Genomic DNA, 21,101 nt, shown 5'->3' on the forward strand with positions numbered 1-21,101 from the left:
AGGTGTCACGGGCCGCCGCTAAAAGCGGTACACGCTGGCCTACCGCCAAAATGGCCGGATTAACCACGTCCCATCAATACACTGACGTGTGCCGCCACGCTCTTTCCCAGCGCGCCGAGGTTATATCCACCTTCTAGGACGGACACCAGCCTGCCTTCGGCGTGCTTTTCGGCTACAGCCATCAACTCGGAAGTTACCCATGCGTAATCGTCCTCAACCAGGTTCAGGTTGGCCAATGGGTCGTTGCGGTGGGCGTCGAAACCGGCGGAAATCAAAAGGAGTTCCGGCGAAAATCGGTTCAAGGCAGGAAGAATCCTTTCCACAAAGGCCGAACGAAACTCCTTGGACCCGCTGCCCGCAGCTAAAGGCACGTTGATGATGTTGCCCACGCCGGTTTCCTCAGACTTTCCAGTACCTGGATACCACGGAAATTGATGAGTCGATGCGTACATGACGTACTTTTTGGCCTGGAACGCGTTTTGGGTACCGTTTCCGTGGTGAACGTCGAAATCCACGATAGCGACCCGTTCGATTCCATGTTGTTTGCGGGCATATTCGGCGGCGATGGCGACATTGTTGAACAAACAGAATCCCATCGCCGCGCCCGGCTCGGCGTGGTGCCCCGGCGGGCGAACCGCGCAGAACGCGTTCGTGGACGCTTGAGCAAAAACGGCGTCGACGGCGGCGCATGCGGCTCCCACCGCATGTAAGGCTGCTTCACCTGATCGTGGCGAGACCACGGTATCGCCGTCGAGATAGGAAAAACCCTCTTGTGGCACGGCATCCAAGACGTAATCGATATAGCGTTCGCCATGGATCAAGCGGATCTGTTCGCGCGTACCGCGCGGCGCATCGCGCCGATCGAGCCTTTCGAATTCGTTGGCAGCGAGCGCACGTTCGATGGCACGGAGGCGGTCCGCATTTTCCGGATGCCCCAAACCGGTGTCGTGTTCCAAAAAACTCTGGTGACTGAAGTAAATCGTCGTCATGACGAGTACGCGGCGTGATAAACGAATGAGGGATTCCTATAATACTCGAGCCTTGCCGCTGGAATACCGTTCAATGCTTGATCGTTTCCCTTTATCTGGACAAATGATCGACCACTCTGTTTCGGATATGCACCGCGGCGGTCGTTATAAGCGACAATTAAAACCGCTTCGAATCGCGCGTGCGGGTCGGTTCGAGCAAAATCGTAAACTCTAGGGGAGACCATGCTGGAAGAATATCGCAGACACGTTGCCGAGCGAGCGGCACAAGGCCTTGTGCCGAAACCTCTAAGCGCGGAAATGGCTACGGCACTCGTTTCGCTTATCAAGAATCCACCTCTAGGCGAGGAAGAACTCCTGCTTGATCTGCTGGCCAACCGCGTGCCGGCCGGCGTGGACGAAGCCGCTTACGTCAAGGCGGGATTTCTGGCGGCCGTCGCGAAAGGCGAGACCACATCGCCGATTCTCGACCCGCAGCGTGCGACCGAACTCCTCGGCACGATGTTAGGCGGATACAATGTCGCGCCCCTCATCGATCTGCTGGACCACCCGGAATTGGGCTCTGTCGCTGCCAAGGGCCTGGCGCGCACCTTGCTGGTGTTCGATGCGTTCCACGATGTTCGTGAAAAGGCGGAGGCGGGCAATCCGAATGCGCAGGCTGTGATGCGCTCTTGGGCGGAAGCCGAATGGTTCACGAGCCGGCCGAAAGTGCCCGAGATCATCACGGTGACCATATTCAAGGTGCCAGGAGAGATCACCACTGACGACTTGTCGCCTGCCCAGGACGCCTGGTCACGGCCCGATATTCCCCTGCACGCCAAGGCGATGCTCAAGGTGCCGCGCGAGGGCGTGACCAATGCGGAGGCACAGATCGCGGAACTCAAGAAAAAGGGGCGGCCTGTCGCATTCGTCGGTGATGTGGTGGGAACGGGCTCGTCGCGGAAATCCGCGACCAACTCGGTACTCTGGTATATCGGCGAAGATATCCCGCATGTACCCAATAAGCGGGCCGGAGGCGTGTGCATCGGCGGAAAGATCGCGCCGATTTTCTTCAATACCATGGAAGACTCCGGGGCTTTGCCGATCGAATGCGATGTTTCGAACCTGCATATGGGCGACGTCGTCGACGTCTATCCGTACGAAGGGGCGATCCGGCGTCATGGAACGAACGAAATCCTTTGCAGGTTCACCTTGAAAAACGAAATCTTGCTCGACGAGGTGCGAGCCGGTGGCCGGATCCCTCTCATCATCGGACGAGGCCTTACCGATCGCGCGCGCAAAGCACTTGGGCTCGACGTCTCTCCGGTATTCCGTCGTCCAGAATCCAAGGTCGATAACGGCAAAGGGTATACCCTGGCGCAAAAAATGGTTGGAAAAGCATGCGGGGTAAAAGGCGTGCGCCCCGGAACCTACTGCGAGCCTCACATGACAACCGTAGGTTCCCAGGATACCACCGGGCCGATGACGCGCGACGAGCTGAAGGACTTGGCGTGCTTGGGATTTTCTGCAGATCTGGTTTTGCAATCCTTCTGCCACACGGCAGCCTATCCTAAACCCGTCGACATCGAGGTTCACCATACGCTGCCCGACTTCATCATGAATCGCGGCGGCGTTTCGCTACGTCCCGGCGACGGCATCATTCACTCGTGGCTCAACCGTATGCTGATTCCCGATACGGTGGGGACCGGCGGCGATTCGCATACCCGCTTCCCGATCGGCATATCGTTTCCGGCGGGTTCAGGACTGGTCGCATTCGCGGCGGCCACCGGCGTGATGCCTTTGGACATGCCGGAATCGGTCTTGGTCCGATTCAAAGGGGAAATGCAACCGGGAATCACCTTGAGAGACCTGGTGCACGCCATACCCTACGTGGCGATGCAGCGGGGGCTCTTGACGCTCGAGAAAAAAGGCAAGAAGAACGTGTTTTCCGGGCGCATACTGGAAATCGAAGGCTTGCCGAATCTGAAGATCGAGCAGGCTTTCGAGCTGGCAGATGCCTCCGCCGAGCGATCCGCCGCCGCTTGTACCGTGCGGCTAAACAAGGAACCGATAGAGGAATATCTGCGCTCCAATATCGTCCTGCTGAAATGGATGATCGACCAGGGCTATGGCGACGTCCGAACGCTGACCCGCCGGATCGCGGCCATGGAGGCGTGGCTCGCGGACCCGGTTCTCCTGGAACCCGATCCCGACGCCGAGTATCACGAAGTGATCGAGATCGATTTGAGCGAGATCAAAGAACCTTTGTTGTGCTGCCCGAATGATCCGGACGATGTAAAGCCCTTGTCGGCCGTCGCGGGGACCCCGGTTGACGAGGTCTTCCTCGGTTCCTGTATGACCAACATTGGCCATTTCCGCGCCGCCGGAAAAATCCTGGAAAACTTAGGGACGCCGGTTCCCGGACGGTTGTGGATTGCGCCACCGACCCGTATGGATCAGCTCGAATTGACCGAGGAAGGCTATTACGGCATCTACGGCAAAGTGGGCGCTCGTACCGAGGTTCCCGGATGTTCCTTGTGCATGGGCAACCAAGCCCGCGTAGCGGACAATGCCACCGTAGTATCGACGTCGACTCGTAACTTCCCGAATCGCATGGGTGCCGGCGCGAAGGTGTTTCTGGCCTCGGCTGAGCTGGCTGCGGTATGTTCGAGTCTGGGGCGGATTCCGACGCTGGAGGAATACATGTCGTCCGTCAAGGCTCTGGAAAAGGACGCTTCGGATACGTATCGCTATTTGAATTTCGATCAGATTCCGGAATACGTCCAGAGGGCGGAGCGGGTTGCCCTGAACGGAACAGCTTGAAACACGAAGCCCAATCCGCCGGCCGACCGGAAAAGAACGGACGGCGGAGTTTTTTCGTCCGCGCACTAAACGAACGCCAAACTCATGCCGATCAATCTGTTCGAGCTTGCGGAATCCTGCCTTTACACGCCATCAGTGGAAGCCAAGCTCGAAATCACCGAACGGGCTAGGCAAATCTTCCGGGGAGAGGGCTTTTCGTTGGAGGATCGGCGGTCGCCGAGGTCAGCGTCAGAGGTTCGTTTCCCGGAGCGTCCCGAGTTGGTGGAACCTCGGCATTTGCCGCGGCGGAAGTTAACGACCGTCGACGGAAAGATCGCGTTTCTTCATGCCGTTGCCCACATCGAGTTCACGGCGATTCAACTTGCCTGGGACATGCTCTACCGGTTTCGCAGCATGCCACCTGCATTTTTTGACGACTGGCTGGAGGTCGCCATCGAAGAGGCATACCACTTTTCGCTGGTTCGCGGGAGGCTAGGAGATTTCGGCGCCGATTATGGCCAGTTTCCTGCGCACCGAGGATTGTGGGAGTTGGCGGAGGAGACGTCGCATGACGTGAAAGCCCGTTTGGCGCTGGTTCCCCGAGTGATGGAGGCGAGGGGCCTCGATGTCACGCCCGCTATGATCGCCAAGCTCGATGAGGTGGGTGATCAGGCGACCGCGGATATCTTGAGAATTATCCTGAGGGACGAAGTCGGCCATGTGGCCCGTGGCACCCGCTGGTTTAGATATGTGTGCGATGAACAGGGTATTGATCCCATCACCGAATACTTCGATCTGGTCAAACGGCACCTTCGGGGAGCCGTACGTGGACCGTTCAATCGGGAAGCACGGCTAGCGGCAGGATTTAGCGAATCGGAGCTGGAACGCCTGGAGCAGATGGCGAACGAAATGCCGGCCGCATCGACTGAATAGCCGCGAGCCGGGCATTTCTGTTTCGTTCCTTATTCGGCGACAGCTTGCTGTTCCCGATTTGCCCCGTAATGGGTCATGACATAACGCTCGACTAATTCCTGAAACTCTTCCGCGATGCGATCGCCTTTCAGCGTCACGGTCTTTACCCCATCCTCAAAAACTGGGGCGACCGGTTGCTCGCCGGTGCCTGGCAGGCTGATTCCGATATTGGCATTCTTGCTCTCACCGGGGCCGTTGACGACGCAACCCATCACGGCTACGTGCATATCCTCGACACCTGAATATTTCTTGCGCCACTCCGGCATCTTGTGACGGAGATGGCTCTGGATTTGTTGGGCCAGCTTTTGGAAGTAATCGCTAGTCGTCCGTCCGCAACCCGGGCAAGAGATGACCATGGGCGTGAACGATCGAATGCCCATGGTTTGGAGAATTTCCTGAGCGACGATGACTTCCTGAGTGCGATCGGTCCCCGGCTCTGGGGTCAAGGAAATACGGATGGTGTCTCCGATGCCTTGCTGCAGCAGCACCGCCAGCGCCGCCGTAGAGGCGACGATGCCTTTAGACCCCATACCAGCTTCGGTCAGACCCAAGTGCAGCGCATAGTCACAGCGTGCGGCGAGTGACTGATAAACGGCAATCAGCTCCTGGACTCCGCTCATTTTGCACGATAGCACGATGCGATTCTTGGGCAGCCCTAATGAAACGGCACGCTCGGCGCTCTCCAAGGCCGAGGTGATGACCGCCTCGCGCATGACCTCGCCAAGCGGTTTGGGCTGGCTCAGCTTAGCGTTCTCATCCAGTAGGCGCGCCAGAACGGATTGATCGAGGCTTCCCCAGTTGACTCCAATTCGTATCGGCTTTTCGTAACGGCAGGCGAACTCGATCATTTGCGCGAATTGAGGGTCACGCTTGGAACCACGGCCCACGTTACCCGGATTGATGCGGTATTTAGCCAGTGCTTCGGCACATCCGGGGTACTTGTCCAGCAGTTTGTGGCCGTTGAAGTGAAAATCGCCGATCAGAGGAACGGAGTAACCGGCCTTATCCAATTCTTCGCGTATCCGGGGTACGGCCTGTGCGGACTCCTCGTTGTTCACGGTAACCCGAACCAGCTCGGAGCCGGCTTTGGCGAGATCCATAATCTGTTTGACGGTACCTGCAACGTCTGCGGTATCGGTATTGGTCATGGATTGCACGACCACCGGCGCATCGCCGCCGATCTGGATCTCACCGACTTTTACACCGACCGAATGTCTTCTCTTCATCATGCTGAAAAACCTGCTGGAATGCTTTTGCGAGTCCGCTATTTTATCAACGACACTGCTCACGCCTACCGTAGGCTTGCGGTAATTTCCGAGTTCTTTACTCGGGTGTCAAGTTATAATTTTATTGAAAACACTCATATCCTCCGGAATGGTAAGCCCCGATGGATGCTCGGGCCAAGGATTAGATAAAACCGTGCGCATTCAGTATTTCTCGGATATCCATCTTGAATTCGGACCTCTAGACGCCACGACGACCTCTGCCGACATTGTGATCGCAGCCGGAGACATTGGTGTCGGTAATCAAGCTTTGGAATGGCTGAAATCCTTCGGAAAACCCGTCATATACGTCGCGGGTAATCACGAGTTTTACAGTCAGGAGTATCTCTCCACCATGGCTAAGCTGAGCAACAGCGCCAGGGGAAGTAACGTCCAGTTCCTGGAACAACGCGTCTGGGTATACAACGGCGTAAGATTCCTCGGTTGTACCTTATGGAGCGACCTCGGAGGCGACGATAACGAGCAACTGGAGGAGCTGGTCTCTATTGTCAATGACTTTCGGAAGATTCGATACCGAACGGAGTTATTGAACGTAGACAATTATCGCCGCCTACATCAGAAATCTCGCGAATGGATCTGTGCCGAGCTGGCAAAACCGTTTTCCGGAAAAACCGTAGTGGTGACCCATCATGCCCCGACGCCTTGGAGCTGGCAGGACAGCCCCGGCCAAATCAAACGCCATGCCTATTGCAATGATCTTAGGGAGGTTCTGCACAGCTTCGAAATCGCGGCTTGGTTCCACGGCCATACCCACGCCGTTTCTGACTATCGCTGTTCAGGCACGCGCATTCTCTGCAACCCGCGAGGCTATGCGCCGAATCAACTCGTCAGCGAGTTCGATCCTGGGCGAATGGTCGAGATATAGCTACTGCCGGAACGCAAAATGCCAACATTTGCCGAATTCGATCGCCGGTTGAGTCGCTCAAGCCATCGTCTTGGCGATTTCAAAGATCTCTTCGGCATCCAGAATTTGGTCGTTGCTTTCGAATAGCTTTGCGATACACGCGCGGTGGAGCGCCAATTTCAAAGTGCCGAAACCGATCGCTCCCCAAACGATCTTTCCGTTCCGCTCTGCCCCGCGGTCCATCATGTCGGTCCCTCCAATGCCGAGCGGTGGCGTCGCGTTTGCGTCCGCTATCAGTTCAATGGACGGATTGTCCTGCCAATGGCGAGCTTCCAAGAGCTCGACACCGGCTGCACCGGCCGCGAAAACGATTTGCGCCTCTGCAATGGCCTTTCCGCGAGCGTCGTTATCAGGAGCTTCGATCGGCGAGAGATCGACGCCGAACCGCTGCTTCATGTTTTCACATGCCTTTTCGGCGCGAGCCATCTGACGCGAAGTAATCGAGACCTGAGCGCCTTCTTTGGCAAGCATTACGGCCGCCCGTTGACCAACCGGACCGGTGCCAGCGAGAACGACAGCCCGTTTTCCAGCGATCTTCCCGCTCGCAGCTAGCTTAGCAACGCCGGCCGCTGCAGTCGTATTGCTGCCGTTGCTATCGAGCATCACCGATACACGGAAGCCGCCAAAGAATTTCTTCTTCACTGCCTCCAAGAGTTCCTGTCCGGCGATCAAATCGCTACCCCCAATGAAAATCGCCGTATTTTTCTTGTCCTTTGGCGCTCGGGTGAAAATGGTTCCGTCCACCAACGCGCCAACCTTGTCCGGCGTCAGACCGCCATGGCCAATGACGTGATCCGCGCCGCCATCATAAGCCACGACGGTATCGAACACGGATGGATAAAAATCGGTATCGAACTGGAACAAAAGCTTCTTCATTCTGCTTCCTTATGAATCGTGTTTTTGACGTCGATTAGTCTGGCCGTATTTTTTGGCTTTGTCGCGCGGACTCGGCGGTAGAAGCGCGTATGGAAAATCGAAAATTTTAACCCGTAACATCTTGTGTTTTATACTCTCCGGCCAACTTTCATACTAGGGCGCTGAGGGAGCGAATCGGCATGATTGAAGATAAGACAATCCGTCAATTCCTGGACGAACTGGCCAGCAAGTCGGCGACTCCGGGCGGCGGCAGTGCAGCAGCCATCATGGGTGCTATGGGTGCTGCGCTGGTGAGTATGGTTTGTAACCTCACCATAGGAAAAAAAAATTACGAGGCCGTAGAGCCGGAGATGAAAGAGTTGCTGGCGAAAGCGGAAAACCTGCGTTCGCAACTCATGGATATGGTCAGAGCCGACGTTGAAGTATTCAACAAGGTCATGAGTGCTTACGGCCTTCCGAAGGAGACGGATGAACAAAAGGCGGCCAGAAGCCAACAGATACAGTTGGCTTTGAAGGCGGCGACCGATGTCCCTATCGAGTGCGCGAAAGCCTGCGCGGAAGTCATCCGGTTAAGCAAAATCGCCGCGGAAAAGGGAAATCGAAATGTCGTCAGTGACGCGGGCGTTGCCGTAGTGGCTGGCTATGCCGCGCTGAAAAGCGCCGCATTGAACGTCTACGTGAATGCCGGCGCGATCAAGGACGAAACGTTCGTATCGTCTCGAATGAACGAGCTAAATGGAATCTTGAGCGAGATGAATATCCTTAATGAAGAGGTCTTTCAAACGGTCAAGAACAAACTCTGACAAGCACCTGTCCTAACCGACACGAGCCCAGGCAGATTGATTGACGATTCATGCCGGCACGGGTATCATTGTTCGACTTGATGGTCAGCCCAACGGCTTCTCGTTCAAGAAGGTCGTCCGGGGTATAGCGCAGTCTGGTAGCGCGTCTGCTTTGGGAGCAGAATGTCGGGGGTTCGAATCCCTCTACCCCGACCAAGCGCTTGTAGCTCAGCTGGATAGAGCATCGGCCTTCTAAGCCGAGGGTCGCAGGTTCGAGTCCTGCCAAGCGCGCCATCACTTTTTGGTTTTCTGTGGTGACCGTAGCTCAGTTGGTAGAGCCCCGGATTGTGGTTCCGGTTGTCGTGGGTTCGAGTCCCATCGGTCACCCCACGTTTAGCCCGTCAATCAACCCACGTCGGGCCATTAGCTCAGCTGGTAGAGCAGCGGACTCTTAATCCGTTTGTCGTAGGTTCGAATCCTACATGGCCCACCAATTAAAACAAAGGCTTGCGCGGTTTTCCCGGCGAGCTTTTTTCATGGTAGACGCATGGTAGACGGTAGACGAAAAATCGAACGTCTTCGCCAGGGGCGTTTGACGGCCATTTGATTTCGTCACGGAAACAAAAAACCCGGCCAAGGTTTCCCCGGCCGGGCTGCGATCAATGACCAGCCAAGCGAATCTTATCGGCGGCCTTGATATGTCCGAACGAATCGAAAAGCAGCCCGCCGGCTGCCATGATGAGAGTAAAATCGTCGGGGTAGCCTACAAGGTTGCTCACGCGCTCTCCGAATCGCCAAAAAACCGAATCGCTCCGCGAAACGCCGTCACCAGGAACCATTGCCTTGCAGCCCGAAAATAAGATCACGGCCGCGTTGTATGACTCTATTGCGTCGCCAAGCGTGTCAAGCTTTTCGGACATGGCGACATCCGGTTTCGCAAACGTCTTTATCAAGTGTCCATGCGCCAGAACGACCAGCTTGTCCATTATTTCCGCGCGCGTCTCGGGGCCATGGTGCGCGAACGCGACGCGATCGGCTATCGCGAGCAATCCGTTCAGGTATTGAATAACGATCCCGACTCGCTCATCCTCGGTGATTTCCCAATTCTCGCCCCATTTGCGCGCTATGCTGCCATCGATCAGTACGTCAGCGCACGCCACCGCCGCGCCAAACAGATCGTTAGCAAGCGCTTCAATTTGTGCCATCAGCAAAGCCTTGTTGATGCGTTTTTTGTTGAAGAATTGACCTAGCTTTTTAAACATTTCAGTGTCCAAAATTAAACCCGGCTAGGTTCCCCCGGCCGGGTTCCGCTGCTATTGGTCGTTATTCAAGCCGCTCCCGCCGCCCGGCATTGGTCGATCAGAAGCCCGGCCCGTTCAACTCTCAGCCGCACGTCGTTCAGGATCAGGTAAGCGCCGGTCGATCCGGGCTCCGTGGCGATCGATTCACAGCCGAGCGCGACTTGAATCGTTTCCAGGATATGTCCGACCTGCTCCAGGAGCTCGCGGGCGTCGTTCAGGTTCTGCCGTTCCATACGCGCCCCTCATCCGCCGATGACCGGAGAGACCGGCCCACGTTCCAGCGTTTCCCGCACGCAACTCAGGTCGTTCCCGATCGACTCGGACCAATACAGAACCTGATCGGCCAGCCCCTGTACCGTCGGATCGTCCGACAAACGGCGAATGCCGCGCGCCAGCGCCATCAGATGGTCGCATTCGATTTCGCTGATCCCGATTACCTCGATCATCTGCTCGCGGTCCATGAATGCCGCGCGGTTTGGTGCATGAATAGCCATGAATGCCCCCCATCACTTGTATTGCCGCGAAACCTGCACGACCGTCGCTAGATGGTCCATTCCAGGCGCCCACGGTGCCAGCTTGAAGCCGGGCGGGTTTTCGGCGCGAACGGCCACGATGTCGCCCTCGTCGGGCGGAACGTCGTCGAGCCGCACGCAGTCGCCCCGCCTGATATATGGGGCGAACTCGTCGGTCTCGACGCGCCAGAATCCGGCAGTCAGGTCGGTCGGGGTGTTATGATGCTGATTAGCCATGATTGCAACCTCCGTACAGGTTTGCGGTTGTGGTCAGGGTCGGCGTGGTGTTGGCCCACCATGTCGGCCCGCTCTTGTAATGCAATGTGTTACCATTGGCGTTAATTACCGTATCATAGAGTAACGCTAATGGCAATACAAGAAAAACGACTGAAAACCGAATCCATCAACGTCCGGGTGAAACCGGAAATCAAAAGACTCGCCGAGGAATTGGCGGAACGTGAAAATCGGACTCTATCCAACTGGGTCGAGTCGCTGATTCTGCGCGAAGCGGAAAAGGCGGGGATCCGGCCCAAGCGCGGCCCCGGAAGCACACGATGACGTTTTTTTATCCTGCCGATGGCTTCCAGTCGTGCCCACTCTGCGGCGGAAAGGTTCCGGCCAGTTCCCGCTATCCTCGCGCCCTATGCGTCCAATGCGCCAGCGAAGCCACGGACGAGAACGGCCGCCGGCTAACCTTCGGTAATGTTGACGCGACTGGCGGGCTCCAGGTGCGCTACGCAGACACCGGCGAGACTCGGAATCGACCGTTTTGCTATGTCAGGGGCGTTAAATGCCTCGCGGAAGAGGGGCGTTTTGGAGGGTATGTGATTCAGCCGATTGAAACCCATTTCAAACTCTCGCCGGGTTGCTGGTACGGCTGGGAAATGTCGCCCGGCTACCTCGACGACGGAAAGCCCTACTGCTCGCCAATTCTCGTGCGGTCGGTACGCCGGGTCGGGCGTCGATCGGATCGGTTGCACGTGCGGTTCTGGAACGTGCTCTATGCCGACGGGGTCCAGGATTTCGAAAAACGGCTGCACGTGCTCGAACGGGCGCCCGACCGTCTGACCGCCGCGATTGATCCCGGATACGGCCCGGATCGCCGCGCCGTCATCTGCGAAATTGATTTCCGTTGGATTGAGCGGCATTGTCCGAACATCCTGCGGTCGTTCCCGGTGTCCCGCTGCTCGCCGTCGGCTCACGGGTCGGTCTCGGCCTACCTCACCGAAGTGTTTCTCTGCTCAGGATCGCCCGGATAACCTGGCAATCATCCGATCGATCTCTCGAACCATCGCCGTGCTGGTCCGCTCGACGTCGCTCCCGGCCGGATCGCGCCGCCAGGGTTTCGGGTCGGCCGGCGGTGCCGGATGTTTTGGTTCTTGCGCTTGCGGGGCGATCTCGCGCGCGTTTTCGACCGGGATCGGTAGGGTAGGATCGGGTTCCGGCGTTTCGTGCTCCAGCGCCGCCCTGTGCTCGCCTGTCGCGGGCTCCGAGTCGCTGGGCAGCAGTGGATTGACGGCGATCGGTGCGACATAGCCGGCCGGGTCGCCCTCGTAACGCTTCAACTCCCGCGCCGCCCGTTGCTTGAACGCCTGTTCCGTCTCGCCCGCCTCCCGGTGCAACTCCAGCGCCGTCGGCGATCCGATCAAGCGGCCGTGCATCCGGTAGCACTCCGGCCGATCGTCGAACCGGCCGACGATGCGCCGAACGATCAGCCGCGCGGGGTGCCGGCCGGCGGCGCTCTCTAGTCGTGCAATGCGATCTCTAAGATTCACATCGGTTCCTCTCCTGCTGTAGTTCCAGCGCCTCGACGCGCCGTTCAAGCTCGCCGGTCTCGATCAGCTTGCCGAGGGTAGCCAGGGTATACGTCAGTTTCGTTCCGTCGCTCGGATCGAGCCGCCCGTTCCGCATGTCCCGGTAAACCCGCGCCATTTCCCGCTGCACGTCCCGCAGCGTCGCCAATTTGATCCGGCGTTGCTGCGGACGGGGAGGGTTCGCGGGTAAATACTCCTGTCGCGGCTCGTCGGGCGGCATTGATTGACTCATAACGCGCGGTTTAGGCGGCCGTAACGGTCAGGTTTTGAGCCCTTTAGCGCGCCAATGGGCAAGCAGCGGTTCGGGGTCGATCGGCAGCTTCAGCAGCGCCGCCTTATCGATCAGCGGCCGGCCGTCGAATCCTGGGAGGCTTAGGAATCCGTAAATCGGGGTCGTCGGGTGCCGGTTCTGCGACTGAATTCGGCTGATTTGCATGAATCGTGCGTAGGCGTCGATCAGGTCGTTCGCGGCCTTGACGTAATCGAGTTGGGCGGCCTGTTCCTGTAGGGCGAGAAAACAGCGAAACGTTTCCTGAAATTCGGCCTCGGCCGCCTCAAGTGTGGCTTCGGCTGCGTGCAGTTTACGGGTGAGCCCTTCGTTCCGGATTCGGTCCCGCTCGGCCGTTTTCCGAGCGTCCGAGATTTCGGACTCCAGCCGGTCGATGTGTTCTACCAGCGCGGTTAGATGCTCGGCGTCCACCGGCGTTCCTGCGGCCTCGTCGGCCAGGATGTCACCGTACTGCCGTTTGAGCTCGGCCAATTCCGATTCGCGGGCGGACAGGTCGATCCCGGTTTGTTTCCCGATCAGGGCGGCCAATCGATCCCGCTCGGCCTGCGCCACGTCGCGCGCCTGTTGAGCCCGCAGAACGTCGTCAAACGTCGTGTCGGGAACCGTTTTCATATCGCCCTCGATGGCGAGAATTTCGGCGTTCAGGCGGGCAATCTCGGCCTCGGCTGCGGCTGCGCCCTCGGTCGCTTTCCGGAACGCGGCGCGCAGTCGCTCGTATTCGGCTCGGGTCTCGTCGTCCGGGTATTCGCCGGCATTCTCCAGGTTCTGGATTGTCCGCTCGATGGCGTCCAGCCGGCGGCCGAGTTCCATTTCGTCCCGGCGCAGCCGTTCGGCCCGGTTCGTGGCCTCAACGTAGGCGCGGCGGGTCTCATCGAGCCGGGTTCTGATTTCGTGACGGATTGATACGCGATTGGTAACGGCGTTCATCTTTCGTGTTTCTCCGTGGGTCTGGTGAATGGATCGTGGTTCAGCCGGCTACGGCGTTGCGGATCAGACAGCCGAGCTCCGGGGAAACGATGAATTCCTCGACGTACTCGCCGACGCGGACCACGTGCGCGCCCCGAACGGATCGGTTCGGCTCCTCGTAGGTCCACGCGAATCGGTCGCCCCATGCGGCCGTTGCACCCCAGCGGTTCGGGTTTCCGGCCTGCCCCATGTAGAGAAATGCCGCGTGCGGTCCCCATAACCGGGTCAAGCTCGCCGCTTGGCCTTTCTTCGCCGAGTTGTGCCAGGCGTCGCCGACGACAATACGATCGATCTCCAGTAGGTTCGCCACGGCGTCGGGTGTGGCGATCCCGGTATCAGCCCCATCCCAGATAGTCGCCTCGATGATTTTTGGGTGACGTGATATGTGAGTCCACGTCCGCCGCCCGAATACGGCGATATTCGGCCTCATGATGCACGTGTCCAGGGCGTCCATGATGGCTTTAACCGGGTCGCTCGACGGGTCGCTCCATTGGTCTGAACCGGCGAGCGTCTGAACGTTGCCGGCCGGGTAGCTGATACTGCTGAACACCAGATTCGCAACGCGCCGCTCCCGGTCCAGCAAAATTAGGTCCGTCGTGTCCCTGGTCGCGTTCCGCTTCATTTCGTCCGGGTCCGGTGCGTTCGCCAAGTCATGCCAGGGAATGACGTGCTCCAGCCCGGCGCCGTGCACCGCGTCCAGGATTTCGCCGGCCGTGAACGAAACTTCGTTCGGCGCACTCTTACGCCCGACGCGGGTATCCAGCCGCGCCAGCAACTCGGCCGCGTTCGTCGTCAGATATTTGAACTCCATGCTGGCGACGGGAATCCTCGGTAGAACCTCGTCGGCGATGAACCGGTCATTACGGTATTCCCGCGCGACTTTCGTCAACTCTGGGCTGATCGGATACGGGGCATCGGCGAAGTCGAGGGTGCCGGCGCCGGTTTCCTCGTAATTGGACGTGAATTCAACGGTCTGCATGGTGGTTACCTCGCGAGTCAAATCAGAAGGGAATGGCGTCGTCAAAACCTGGATCGGTGCCATATGCCGCGTTCCAGTCGCGCGTTCCTGAGCCGTTCTGCCGCGCCTTTGGCTTTTCCTTGCCGTCCGTATCGCCCCGCCGTTTGCGTGCGTCGTAGGCGCTAAGAATGCCCATTGCGGTGACGTTGAGCCCCTGGCGCGTCTCGCCGTCGCGGTCCCACGTCGTGAGCTTCGCCGGCCCAGCGACGGCAATGGAGTCCCCCGCTTTCAGCCGGCCCAACCGCTCGGCCTGGTCGCCGAACGCGATGACGGAAACAAGTTGCCGATCGTCCGCGCCCTCGACGGCTGCGGAAATCATCGCGGTGGTAAATGCTTTACCGGATTGCCCCGTTCGGCGTTGCGGGTCGCGTAGCAGTCGGCCCGCGATTAGAACATCGATCATTGGCGTAGCCTCTCATCTGTCGAACAAAGTCGTCCGGCATCAGGCTCACCTCGTCGTTCTCCGATCCGTCGGTTCGTGTTATCGTTTTGCTCGGCAGGTAGTAGCCGAAAATCATCTGTCGCCCCCGCTCCGTCGGGGGTTTTTCGTGTCCAAAGTCTACCATCCGTCTACCGTCTGCCGCCGTCCGTGGCAAAGCCCCCGTTGCTCGGGCGTTTCAGGGTAGCCGACAATGGATTCTGAATCCTTTTCCGCTCCGGCCCGCTCAAACTCTCCGCACGCGTGCCGGTCCAAACTCCACCAAAGCCCGCCCGCGCCGGGTGCTCGAATGCCCTTGGCGCAGTCGGTCAAAACCGGGTGCTCGGTCGTGACCTTGTGCCGGCAATCGGCGCAATGGATCGCCCCGGCGTCGCCCGTCTGTTCAGTCGGGGCGTTCAACGGGCTACCTCCAGAATCGGATTCTCACCAAGCCGAAACGGGTCGAAGATCGCCCATTGCGCGATTGCTGCGCGGTGCTGCGCGAGTCTTCGCCAGAAAAAGAGAAGTGCAGTTCGCGCATTGGTGCGCGACTGCATTTTTCTCTATAAGGCCGCGCAGCAAACCCGCGCGCAGCAAACCGCGCAGTTTTGGCTTTGCTGCGCGAAGCTGCGCGGCTCAAAGCGTCCACCTCGACGGTGCGAGAAAGTGGTACTTCCCGCCACGCGTTTTTTCGCCATCTGGCAACGGTTTTTCTACCAGCACGCCGCGCCGCAAAGCCGCTTTGATAACGTCGCGCATCGGGTCGCGCCCTATTCCGTCGAAGATTTGGTTACGTGCGTCAACCAAATCGTTTTGGGTGAACCGCTCGGTCGGCGTCTGTCGAAGCTTTTCTTCGACGTACGTGACGAGTGCCGATATTCGGGCGTCTAGCTGGCGCTCCCGTTCCCGGCGTGCATTCGCGCGCGCTTCGTCCTCGGTCGGGATTTCGATTCGCTCGAACAGCCAGCCTTTGCGCCTGATCCATATCGGGTCTTTCGGCTTTTTGGCGTCGGTCAGCTTGGTTACGTGAAGCGAGAGAATGTTTCCCTGCTCGATATCGGCCGGCGTTGCAATGCCCGCCGCCGCCGTGGGGTCTGGCGTCACAAGCTGGAAGACGGCTCGCGCACCATCGCCAAGCGCCGCGCCGCCGCGCCCGGTGTGGTGGTCGATAATGCCATCGCGGACAACGGCCTTGCTCGTGTGGTGAACCAATTCCACCGCGCACCCAAGTGCACGCTGTAGCCGCATCGCCGCATTGATCGTCGCGTCCTCCGCGTCGTTCGGTGCGCGTTCGCCGGGTGAGAATTTCACCAGCGGGTCGAACGTGACGATCACGGGATTCACGTCCGCGTATCGCTCGACTATCTGGTCGGCCAAGGGGGTTATCTCGATATTGCCGCGCCCGTCGAACCGCGCTAGCCGTGCATCCGTGCCGACGAAATCGCGAATGTAGAAATTGTCCGCCACATACTTGCGCGCGCTTTCGTTCAATCCCATTTGGTCGCAAACCTGAAACAGCCGATAACGCAGCCGATCGGCGCCATCCTCCTTTGTGACATACAGGACAGGACCATCTAGCGCCGGCTCAATACCGAGAAACGGTCTCGACAGAATGACGCATATGTTTCGCTGTAGCAAAAGCGTTGACTTGCCCATGCCGCCCGTTCCGATGAATGCACAAACATCGGCCGGTAACAGGTCGGGGAAAATGAACTTTGGTTCATTGGGCGGAACCGTCAGCCATTCGAGCGGGATGCGATCGGTGTCCGGTCCCCAATTCGGCGGACCACTGCCGTCCGTGGCCAGGGTGGACAGATCGCATAAATCGATCAGCTCGCCATTCAATGGAGCTTCCATATCCGCCCCCCTTCGTCTCGGCGCAAGATTTCCACTCGCGCCAACAGCCGGACGACCGCATGGCTAGCGCCAGCCGTCAATACCAAACTGGCCGCGTGCAACAGGCTTATGTCGGTTTCCGGTCGTCCAACGGTGATGATGGCAACGTCCATCCCGGCCGCGAACGTCCAATCGTAGGCGCTCGGGTTGCGCTCGAACGGCAGCGCGACAAACGAGGTCGGAGGATCACCGTACTTGGCTTCTAGTTCGAAGCGCCGTGCCGCTTCGTCCATCGCGGCCGATCCGGTCAAAACCTCAAGCAGAGTTTCGCGGGTTCGCCGGAGCGCAACCACGCGCCGAGCATATGGCGGAAGTTTCGGACCAGAGGGGAAGGGAATAACTATGCGTTCGGCGTTATAATGGCTCCGCTCCGAAAAGCATCGCCCCCGGCCGTTCCCTTTTAGCGTGACCCGCTCGTGATGATCCCGAGCGCTCGGGGGCGCCCCATCCGAGCCGCCTTGAAACGCAGGGCGCACCTCTCCCGACCGCGTGTCGCGGTTGTCGAAGTCCATACCATGCCACCTCCTTACGCCGGGTCGGCGGACGTAGAAGCGCGGCTTTCCCGCAGCACGTGCTCCACGACAACGCGCTTCACGTACCGGACATGTCGCCCGTGCTTGATATACGGGATACCTACACCGGCCCAGCGGTCGCGCTCAAGTTTCGCTTCGGAACAGTCCATCCATGCCGCAACCTGGGCGGTGGTGACTAATGCGTCGGGGTGAGATTCCGCGAATTCGCGGGCGAGTTCGACGCGGCTCTTTGAGGGAGTGACCCGCTTGCTGATCACTCGATCATGAACGGTTGAAGATTCTGCGGTGCTAGAAGTCGCCATGTCTTAAACAACCTCGTTAGGTTTGTCTCAAAAACATGGCTAGCTTTATCGATCAGGCGGGGCGAGTCACGGAAAGTAAAAAAGAATTTTATTTTCCGAGTTCAAGCTTGTGCATTGCGGCCAGCTTCCAGTAGTCCCGATGGATTAGATTGTTAGCGGCTTTCAAATACTTATTGATCGTTTGCGGATCATCGATCCTCAGCCCGTCGGCAATCTCAGCCGCCCCTTTGTTTTCCTGCCGCGCATCGAAAGCACGTAGGTACAGTGGATATTTAGAGCGGTGATTCTTTCTGTGCTTGAAGCCGCGTATCAGCCCTTTTGTCTCGATGATTGTCTTGATGTTCTCGAACTGTGTTTCAAGCGGAAGGTCAAGGTCGATCGTGATGACAATCTCGCGGTCCGTTTCCGGCGTCAGTCCGGTTTTTATTCCGTAGTGCTCGTACACCTTGGAAATGTCGTACGTGAGCATCTTAGTCAAGTCAGTGTCAAACACCGGGGTGTTTGGCGGAAGACTTCGATATGGGTTGGGGACAGCAAGCAAAAGCTTTGAAAGGCGATAGCGTTCGGAAAAATATTCTCGTGGCGTTCCAATTCGCTTGCCACCTCGTAATGCAAACTGAGTGACTGATTCGCCCGGCATAGCGGCCGGTTCACACTTGCAGAACCGGGAGATAATCCCGTCAGGACGCAGTAAACCATCCCCTAGAGACTCCCTTGGCAGGCGGGCGTACTCGTCGTAATCCCGCCGATAGGATGGGTTTCGCCTGAAAAACTCCCATGCCCATTGATATAAGGACGTGGTGTCGGCGTCAGGGTAATCGGCCGGATTTTTCCAGTCTGGATTGTCGTTCTTCATCCACCACCTCACGGCAGTGCTTCAAGATGGTTGCCGCTCCAGCCGGCCAGGGTGATAGGATGAACAGTAGCCATGATTCACCTTCGTGGTAGGTGGTTGTGGTCAGGGGCGCCCGAGTGTGCCCGCACTCTGGTGCCCCGCTAAATCGTCCGCGACCTCCCGGCGATCCTCTCGCCGGTTAGGGATTCACAAGAAAGGGTTAATGACCGTCAAACGGCCGTCGAATACCTGCCCATGCTGCAAGTCCTCTGAATACAGGGTATCGCAGTTCGCCAATAGCGCCGCCGCCACGATCAGACTGTCCCAATGGGAAAGCGGATAACGCCTCACCAATCGGAACGCCTCCCGTAAAGTCGCCGTTTCGACCGGAACCACTTCACATAGATCGAGCAGGCTTTCGGCGATGTCATGAGCTTCCGCTAGGGTGAAACCATATTTTCGAGTCAAGACGCTGACGGTCTCGTTGATCACCTGGACACTGATTACCGGACGGTCCTCGATGATCGAGATCGCCCGCGTGGTCTTCTCGCCGTTCTCCGATTCCGCATAAATGAACAGATTGGTATCAGCGAAGACTCGGGCGGTCATAGCACGCTTCCCGGTCAAATTTCTCCGCTTTGAATCGCCCGCGGTATTTCGCCAGGGTAGACAGCGCTTTTTCCCGGCGCGCCTTGTCTTCGATCTCTTGCTTGGTTTTCAAGCTTTCCGCAAAGCTCAAGACCTCGGCCGCTTGCTGCTCGGGCAGGGCCTTGACGGTTTCGTAAATCTTTTCAGCGATGCTCATACGGTCACCTCCCGTTTCAGTTCGACAATCTCAGCCGTGGGTTTCAGTCCAGCCGCCTTTAAAACAAAGTCCTCGATCTTCTGCATCGGCGCCCGCAGCCGCTCGGCCGTGACGATCACATAGCCGGCCGTCACGTCCGCCCCCGACTTATGGTTCATCAGGGCTTTCAAGGCATAGGCGGGAATGTCCAGCGAATCGGCAATGGTCGCGAACGTCCGCCGTAGATCGTGCGGGGTAAAGCGAACGCCGGATGCTTTCTCAATCGCGGCCAGGGCGTAGCGGAAATTCGAGATACGCCTGCCAGCGGAATCGGAAAAGACATACTCGGAAACAGAAAAGGCCTTGCGCCTGTTCATCAGTGCAGACAGATAATCGCCCATCGGCAGGGTATGGTCTCGCCTGTTTTTCGGGTCAACCACAGTTAGGGTGCGGCCCTTCAAATCAACATCGGGCCACTTCAGATTAAGCGCCTCTTCCCGCCGCAGTCCGGTCAAAATCAGAACCTGGAAATAGTCGCCGATATCCCGGCTCGGCAGATTCAGCACGGCCTCGAACCAAGGCTTAAGCTCATGCGGCTTGATGACCGTCGAGCGCCGGTCTACCCGATACCATGCGCGAGTTTCAGACAAGACTGTTACCGGATTCTCGCCGATCAGCGGACGGCCTTCGTCGTCTTTGTATCTGGCACGAGCAAAGTTAATGACCGCCCGCAGATAGCGGCACCCGAGATTAGCGCGCGCCTCAGAGCGCTGCTCTCCGAATTCTTTATGTCGCTTGGCGACCATCGCCGGGGTGATTCTGGTTATTGGCTTATCCAGCCAATCGGAAAACATTTCGTCCATGGACGCACGCATGTCGCGCCGCGTTCGCTCCTTTAAATCCTTCCGGGCCTCCAGGTAATCGGCGAACGCCTCGTTCAGCGTCTTTTCCTCCAGCTTGGCGCGCCTCCTCTTGGCTACGGGGTCGCCGCCAGTTGCGATATCCCCGGCCAGCTTGAGCGCCTGCTTGCGCGCCTGGTCCGGTGTGAGTTCGCCATATCTGCCAATCGTGATCCGCTTGACTCGCCGATTGATCCGCTTTTCGAGAAAGAAGGATTTCACGCCAGACGGGAAAACCTTCATGCCGAAACCCCTGATCTCGTCGTCACGGTAGAACGTGGGGTCGGTCTCGGGAATGGGTAGCCGGTCGATTACGGATTTCGTCAGTTTCATATCCCCCCCTGGAATCGTGGTAGACGCATGGTAGACAGTACGATTCAAACAGCTTCAAAGACAGTCGGATTTATTATGCCATGTAAGCGACTGATTGCAAGCATGTTTTATGTCTCTTTCAAACTTGGTAGAGCTCGGTAAAACAGCCAAAACTAGGACTCATAATCCGTTTGTCGTAGGTTCGAATCCTACATGGCCCACCAATCCAATCAGTCGCATCGATGTAAGCCGTTTTAGCTTCTGGCTTCTGCCCAAAAGCGTTTTTGCGCAGGCGCCGCGCTCGGATTATCGGGTTGAGATAGCTGCAAAACCGATACCTGCTTTGAACAGGCGTTTTTGCGGGACCACAGTTAGTTGAGCATGAATCAAGTGTGGCCGGGATGCGAGCGGTGGTTGAACACCCTCTTCCGCATCATCAAACGCCTGTTTGGTTATACCAAGCTCCATTACCGGGGCCTGCTCAAACATGCCAACAACTCTACCTACTGTTCGCCTTGGGGCACCCTTTATTACACGCGGGATGCGCTGAAGGGGTCGTCTCGGGATGAATCCGTTCTTAGTTTCGGAAAAACCGGGACGATGGCCGAAAGCAGGGCCCGGATCAGGCTCTCATCAAA

At 58.0% G+C, this 21,101-nt stretch carries 27 protein-coding genes and 4 tRNA genes; 10 read left to right on the forward strand and 21 right to left on the reverse strand.

Annotation, left to right across the window (positions count from 1 at the left end; all coding sequences use genetic code 11):
- Positions 1 to 59: 59 nt before the first annotated feature.
- Complete coding sequence (locus QEN43_RS02400) at positions 60 to 989, reverse strand: histone deacetylase family protein (protein ID WP_026610675.1); 930 nt, start codon at positions 987 to 989, stop codon at positions 60 to 62.
- 222 nt (positions 990 to 1,211) lie between these two features.
- Between QEN43_RS02400 and acnB the strand changes: the two genes are divergently transcribed.
- Complete coding sequence (gene acnB, locus QEN43_RS02405; RefSeq protein ID WP_026610676.1) at positions 1,212 to 3,788, forward strand: bifunctional aconitate hydratase 2/2-methylisocitrate dehydratase; 2,577 nt, start codon at positions 1,212 to 1,214, stop codon at positions 3,786 to 3,788.
- 84 nt (positions 3,789 to 3,872) lie between these two features.
- Positions 3,873 to 4,700, forward strand: coding sequence for a ferritin-like domain-containing protein (locus QEN43_RS02410; RefSeq protein WP_036268962.1), 828 nt, complete (start codon positions 3,873 to 3,875; stop codon positions 4,698 to 4,700).
- A 29-nt stretch (positions 4,701 to 4,729) separates the two neighbouring features.
- Here QEN43_RS02410 and ispG read toward each other — a convergent pair whose 3' ends face one another.
- Entirely contained in the window at positions 4,730 to 6,007 is a 1,278-nt protein-coding gene (ispG, locus tag QEN43_RS02415; protein WP_268870515.1) for a flavodoxin-dependent (E)-4-hydroxy-3-methylbut-2-enyl-diphosphate synthase, read from the reverse strand.
- A 151-nt stretch (positions 6,008 to 6,158) separates the two neighbouring features.
- Between ispG and QEN43_RS02420 the strand changes: the two genes are divergently transcribed.
- On the forward strand, positions 6,159 to 6,887 hold the full coding sequence (locus QEN43_RS02420; protein WP_026610678.1) for a metallophosphoesterase: 729 nt from the start codon (positions 6,159 to 6,161) through the stop codon (positions 6,885 to 6,887).
- A 57-nt stretch (positions 6,888 to 6,944) separates the two neighbouring features.
- On the opposite strand, the gene QEN43_RS02425 is transcribed toward QEN43_RS02420, so the two are convergent.
- Positions 6,945 to 7,802 (reverse strand): NADP-dependent methylenetetrahydromethanopterin/methylenetetrahydrofolate dehydrogenase, encoded by an 858-nt coding sequence (locus tag QEN43_RS02425; RefSeq protein WP_026610679.1) that lies wholly within the window; start codon positions 7,800 to 7,802, stop codon positions 6,945 to 6,947.
- A gap of 173 nt (positions 7,803 to 7,975) precedes the next feature.
- Between QEN43_RS02425 and fchA the strand changes: the two genes are divergently transcribed.
- From fchA to QEN43_RS02450, 5 genes are all read left to right on the forward strand, one after another.
- Positions 7,976 to 8,605 (forward strand): methenyltetrahydrofolate cyclohydrolase, encoded by a 630-nt coding sequence (gene fchA, locus QEN43_RS02430; protein ID WP_202901209.1) that lies wholly within the window; start codon positions 7,976 to 7,978, stop codon positions 8,603 to 8,605.
- A gap of 118 nt (positions 8,606 to 8,723) precedes the next feature.
- A tRNA-Pro gene (locus QEN43_RS02435) sits at positions 8,724 to 8,800 on the forward strand.
- 1 nt (position 8,801) lies between these two features.
- Positions 8,802 to 8,878, forward strand: a tRNA-Arg gene (locus QEN43_RS02440).
- Between the two features lie 20 nt (positions 8,879 to 8,898).
- Positions 8,899 to 8,974, forward strand: a tRNA-His gene (locus tag QEN43_RS02445).
- Between the two features lie 27 nt (positions 8,975 to 9,001).
- Positions 9,002 to 9,077, forward strand: a tRNA-Lys gene (locus tag QEN43_RS02450).
- 166 nt (positions 9,078 to 9,243) lie between these two features.
- Here the strand turns inward: QEN43_RS02450 and QEN43_RS02455 are convergent.
- From QEN43_RS02455 to QEN43_RS02470, 4 genes are read right to left on the reverse strand one after another with little or no spacing between them, the layout of a single operon-like run.
- Positions 9,244 to 9,858 carry a hypothetical protein gene (locus QEN43_RS02455; protein WP_156912813.1) on the reverse strand — a complete coding sequence of 205 codons (615 nt, stop codon included), beginning with the start codon at positions 9,856 to 9,858 and terminating at the stop codon, positions 9,244 to 9,246.
- A 53-nt stretch (positions 9,859 to 9,911) separates the two neighbouring features.
- On the reverse strand, positions 9,912 to 10,118 hold the full coding sequence (locus QEN43_RS02460; RefSeq protein ID WP_026610770.1) for a hypothetical protein: 207 nt from the start codon (positions 10,116 to 10,118) through the stop codon (positions 9,912 to 9,914).
- Positions 10,119 to 10,127: 9 nt separating this feature from the next.
- A complete protein-coding gene (locus tag QEN43_RS02465; RefSeq protein ID WP_026610771.1) occupies positions 10,128 to 10,379 on the reverse strand; it encodes a hypothetical protein in 252 nt (83 codons plus the stop codon).
- A gap of 12 nt (positions 10,380 to 10,391) precedes the next feature.
- The gene (locus QEN43_RS02470) at positions 10,392 to 10,634 is read right to left on the reverse strand and encodes a hypothetical protein (RefSeq protein ID WP_026610772.1); all 243 of its coding nucleotides are present in this window, start codon (positions 10,632 to 10,634) and stop codon (positions 10,392 to 10,394) included.
- Between the two features lie 129 nt (positions 10,635 to 10,763).
- Here QEN43_RS02470 and QEN43_RS02475 point away from each other — a divergent pair, with 129 nt between their 5' ends.
- Positions 10,764 to 10,955: a type II toxin -antitoxin system TacA 1-like antitoxin gene (locus QEN43_RS02475; protein WP_036268985.1), complete on the forward strand. Its 192-nt coding sequence runs from the start codon at positions 10,764 to 10,766 to the stop codon at positions 10,953 to 10,955.
- Positions 10,952 to 11,656 (forward strand): hypothetical protein, encoded by a 705-nt coding sequence (locus QEN43_RS02480; RefSeq protein ID WP_036268987.1) that lies wholly within the window; start codon positions 10,952 to 10,954, stop codon positions 11,654 to 11,656. The genes QEN43_RS02475 and QEN43_RS02480 overlap by 4 nt, the downstream gene beginning before the upstream one ends.
- Here the strand turns inward: QEN43_RS02480 and QEN43_RS02485 are convergent.
- From QEN43_RS02485 to QEN43_RS02550, 14 genes are all read right to left on the reverse strand, one after another.
- Positions 11,639 to 12,172 (reverse strand): hypothetical protein, encoded by a 534-nt coding sequence (locus QEN43_RS02485; RefSeq protein WP_026610774.1) that lies wholly within the window; start codon positions 12,170 to 12,172, stop codon positions 11,639 to 11,641. The two genes, QEN43_RS02480 and QEN43_RS02485, sit on opposite strands and share 18 nt — an antisense overlap.
- The gene (locus tag QEN43_RS02490; RefSeq protein ID WP_202901149.1) at positions 12,162 to 12,431 is read right to left on the reverse strand and encodes a hypothetical protein; all 270 of its coding nucleotides are present in this window, start codon (positions 12,429 to 12,431) and stop codon (positions 12,162 to 12,164) included. The genes QEN43_RS02485 and QEN43_RS02490 overlap by 11 nt, the downstream gene beginning before the upstream one ends.
- A gap of 39 nt (positions 12,432 to 12,470) precedes the next feature.
- Positions 12,471 to 13,427, reverse strand: coding sequence for a hypothetical protein (locus QEN43_RS02495; protein ID WP_026610775.1), 957 nt, complete (start codon positions 13,425 to 13,427; stop codon positions 12,471 to 12,473).
- 40 nt (positions 13,428 to 13,467) lie between these two features.
- Positions 13,468 to 14,445 (reverse strand): major capsid protein, encoded by a 978-nt coding sequence (locus tag QEN43_RS02500; protein ID WP_051331790.1) that lies wholly within the window; start codon positions 14,443 to 14,445, stop codon positions 13,468 to 13,470.
- Positions 14,446 to 14,467: 22 nt separating this feature from the next.
- Positions 14,468 to 14,887 (reverse strand): single-stranded DNA-binding protein, encoded by a 420-nt coding sequence (locus QEN43_RS02505; protein WP_026610777.1) that lies wholly within the window; start codon positions 14,885 to 14,887, stop codon positions 14,468 to 14,470.
- A 156-nt stretch (positions 14,888 to 15,043) separates the two neighbouring features.
- Positions 15,044 to 15,322: a hypothetical protein gene (locus tag QEN43_RS02510; RefSeq protein ID WP_026610778.1), complete on the reverse strand. Its 279-nt coding sequence runs from the start codon at positions 15,320 to 15,322 to the stop codon at positions 15,044 to 15,046.
- Positions 15,323 to 15,538: 216 nt separating this feature from the next.
- Positions 15,539 to 16,759, reverse strand: coding sequence for an AAA family ATPase (locus QEN43_RS02515; RefSeq protein WP_317963664.1), 1,221 nt, complete (start codon positions 16,757 to 16,759; stop codon positions 15,539 to 15,541).
- The gene (locus QEN43_RS02520; RefSeq protein ID WP_317963665.1) at positions 16,744 to 17,310 is read right to left on the reverse strand and encodes a hypothetical protein; all 567 of its coding nucleotides are present in this window, start codon (positions 17,308 to 17,310) and stop codon (positions 16,744 to 16,746) included. The genes QEN43_RS02515 and QEN43_RS02520 overlap by 16 nt, the downstream gene beginning before the upstream one ends.
- Before the next feature lie 14 nt (positions 17,311 to 17,324).
- Positions 17,325 to 17,633: a MerR family transcriptional regulator gene (locus QEN43_RS02525; RefSeq protein WP_051331791.1), complete on the reverse strand. Its 309-nt coding sequence runs from the start codon at positions 17,631 to 17,633 to the stop codon at positions 17,325 to 17,327.
- A gap of 88 nt (positions 17,634 to 17,721) precedes the next feature.
- Positions 17,722 to 18,489 (reverse strand): transcriptional regulator domain-containing protein, encoded by a 768-nt coding sequence (locus QEN43_RS02530; RefSeq protein WP_156912814.1) that lies wholly within the window; start codon positions 18,487 to 18,489, stop codon positions 17,722 to 17,724.
- Positions 18,490 to 18,675: 186 nt separating this feature from the next.
- Entirely contained in the window at positions 18,676 to 19,077 is a 402-nt protein-coding gene (locus QEN43_RS02535) for a PIN domain-containing protein (RefSeq protein WP_026610781.1), read from the reverse strand.
- A complete protein-coding gene (locus tag QEN43_RS02540; protein WP_026610782.1) occupies positions 19,055 to 19,273 on the reverse strand; it encodes a DUF2281 domain-containing protein in 219 nt (72 codons plus the stop codon). Before QEN43_RS02540 ends, QEN43_RS02535 begins: the two co-directional genes overlap by 23 nt.
- Complete coding sequence (locus QEN43_RS02545) at positions 19,270 to 20,484, reverse strand: tyrosine-type recombinase/integrase (RefSeq protein ID WP_026610783.1); 1,215 nt, start codon at positions 20,482 to 20,484, stop codon at positions 19,270 to 19,272. Before QEN43_RS02545 ends, QEN43_RS02540 begins: the two co-directional genes overlap by 4 nt.
- Positions 20,485 to 20,769: 285 nt before the next feature.
- A complete protein-coding gene (locus tag QEN43_RS02550; RefSeq protein WP_156912815.1) occupies positions 20,770 to 20,952 on the reverse strand; it encodes a hypothetical protein in 183 nt (60 codons plus the stop codon).
- Positions 20,953 to 21,101 lie beyond the last annotated feature (149 nt).

It is taken from the genome of Methylocaldum szegediense (assembly GCF_949769195.1).
Taxonomy (GTDB): Bacteria; Pseudomonadota; Gammaproteobacteria; order Methylococcales; family Methylococcaceae; genus Methylocaldum; species Methylocaldum szegediense.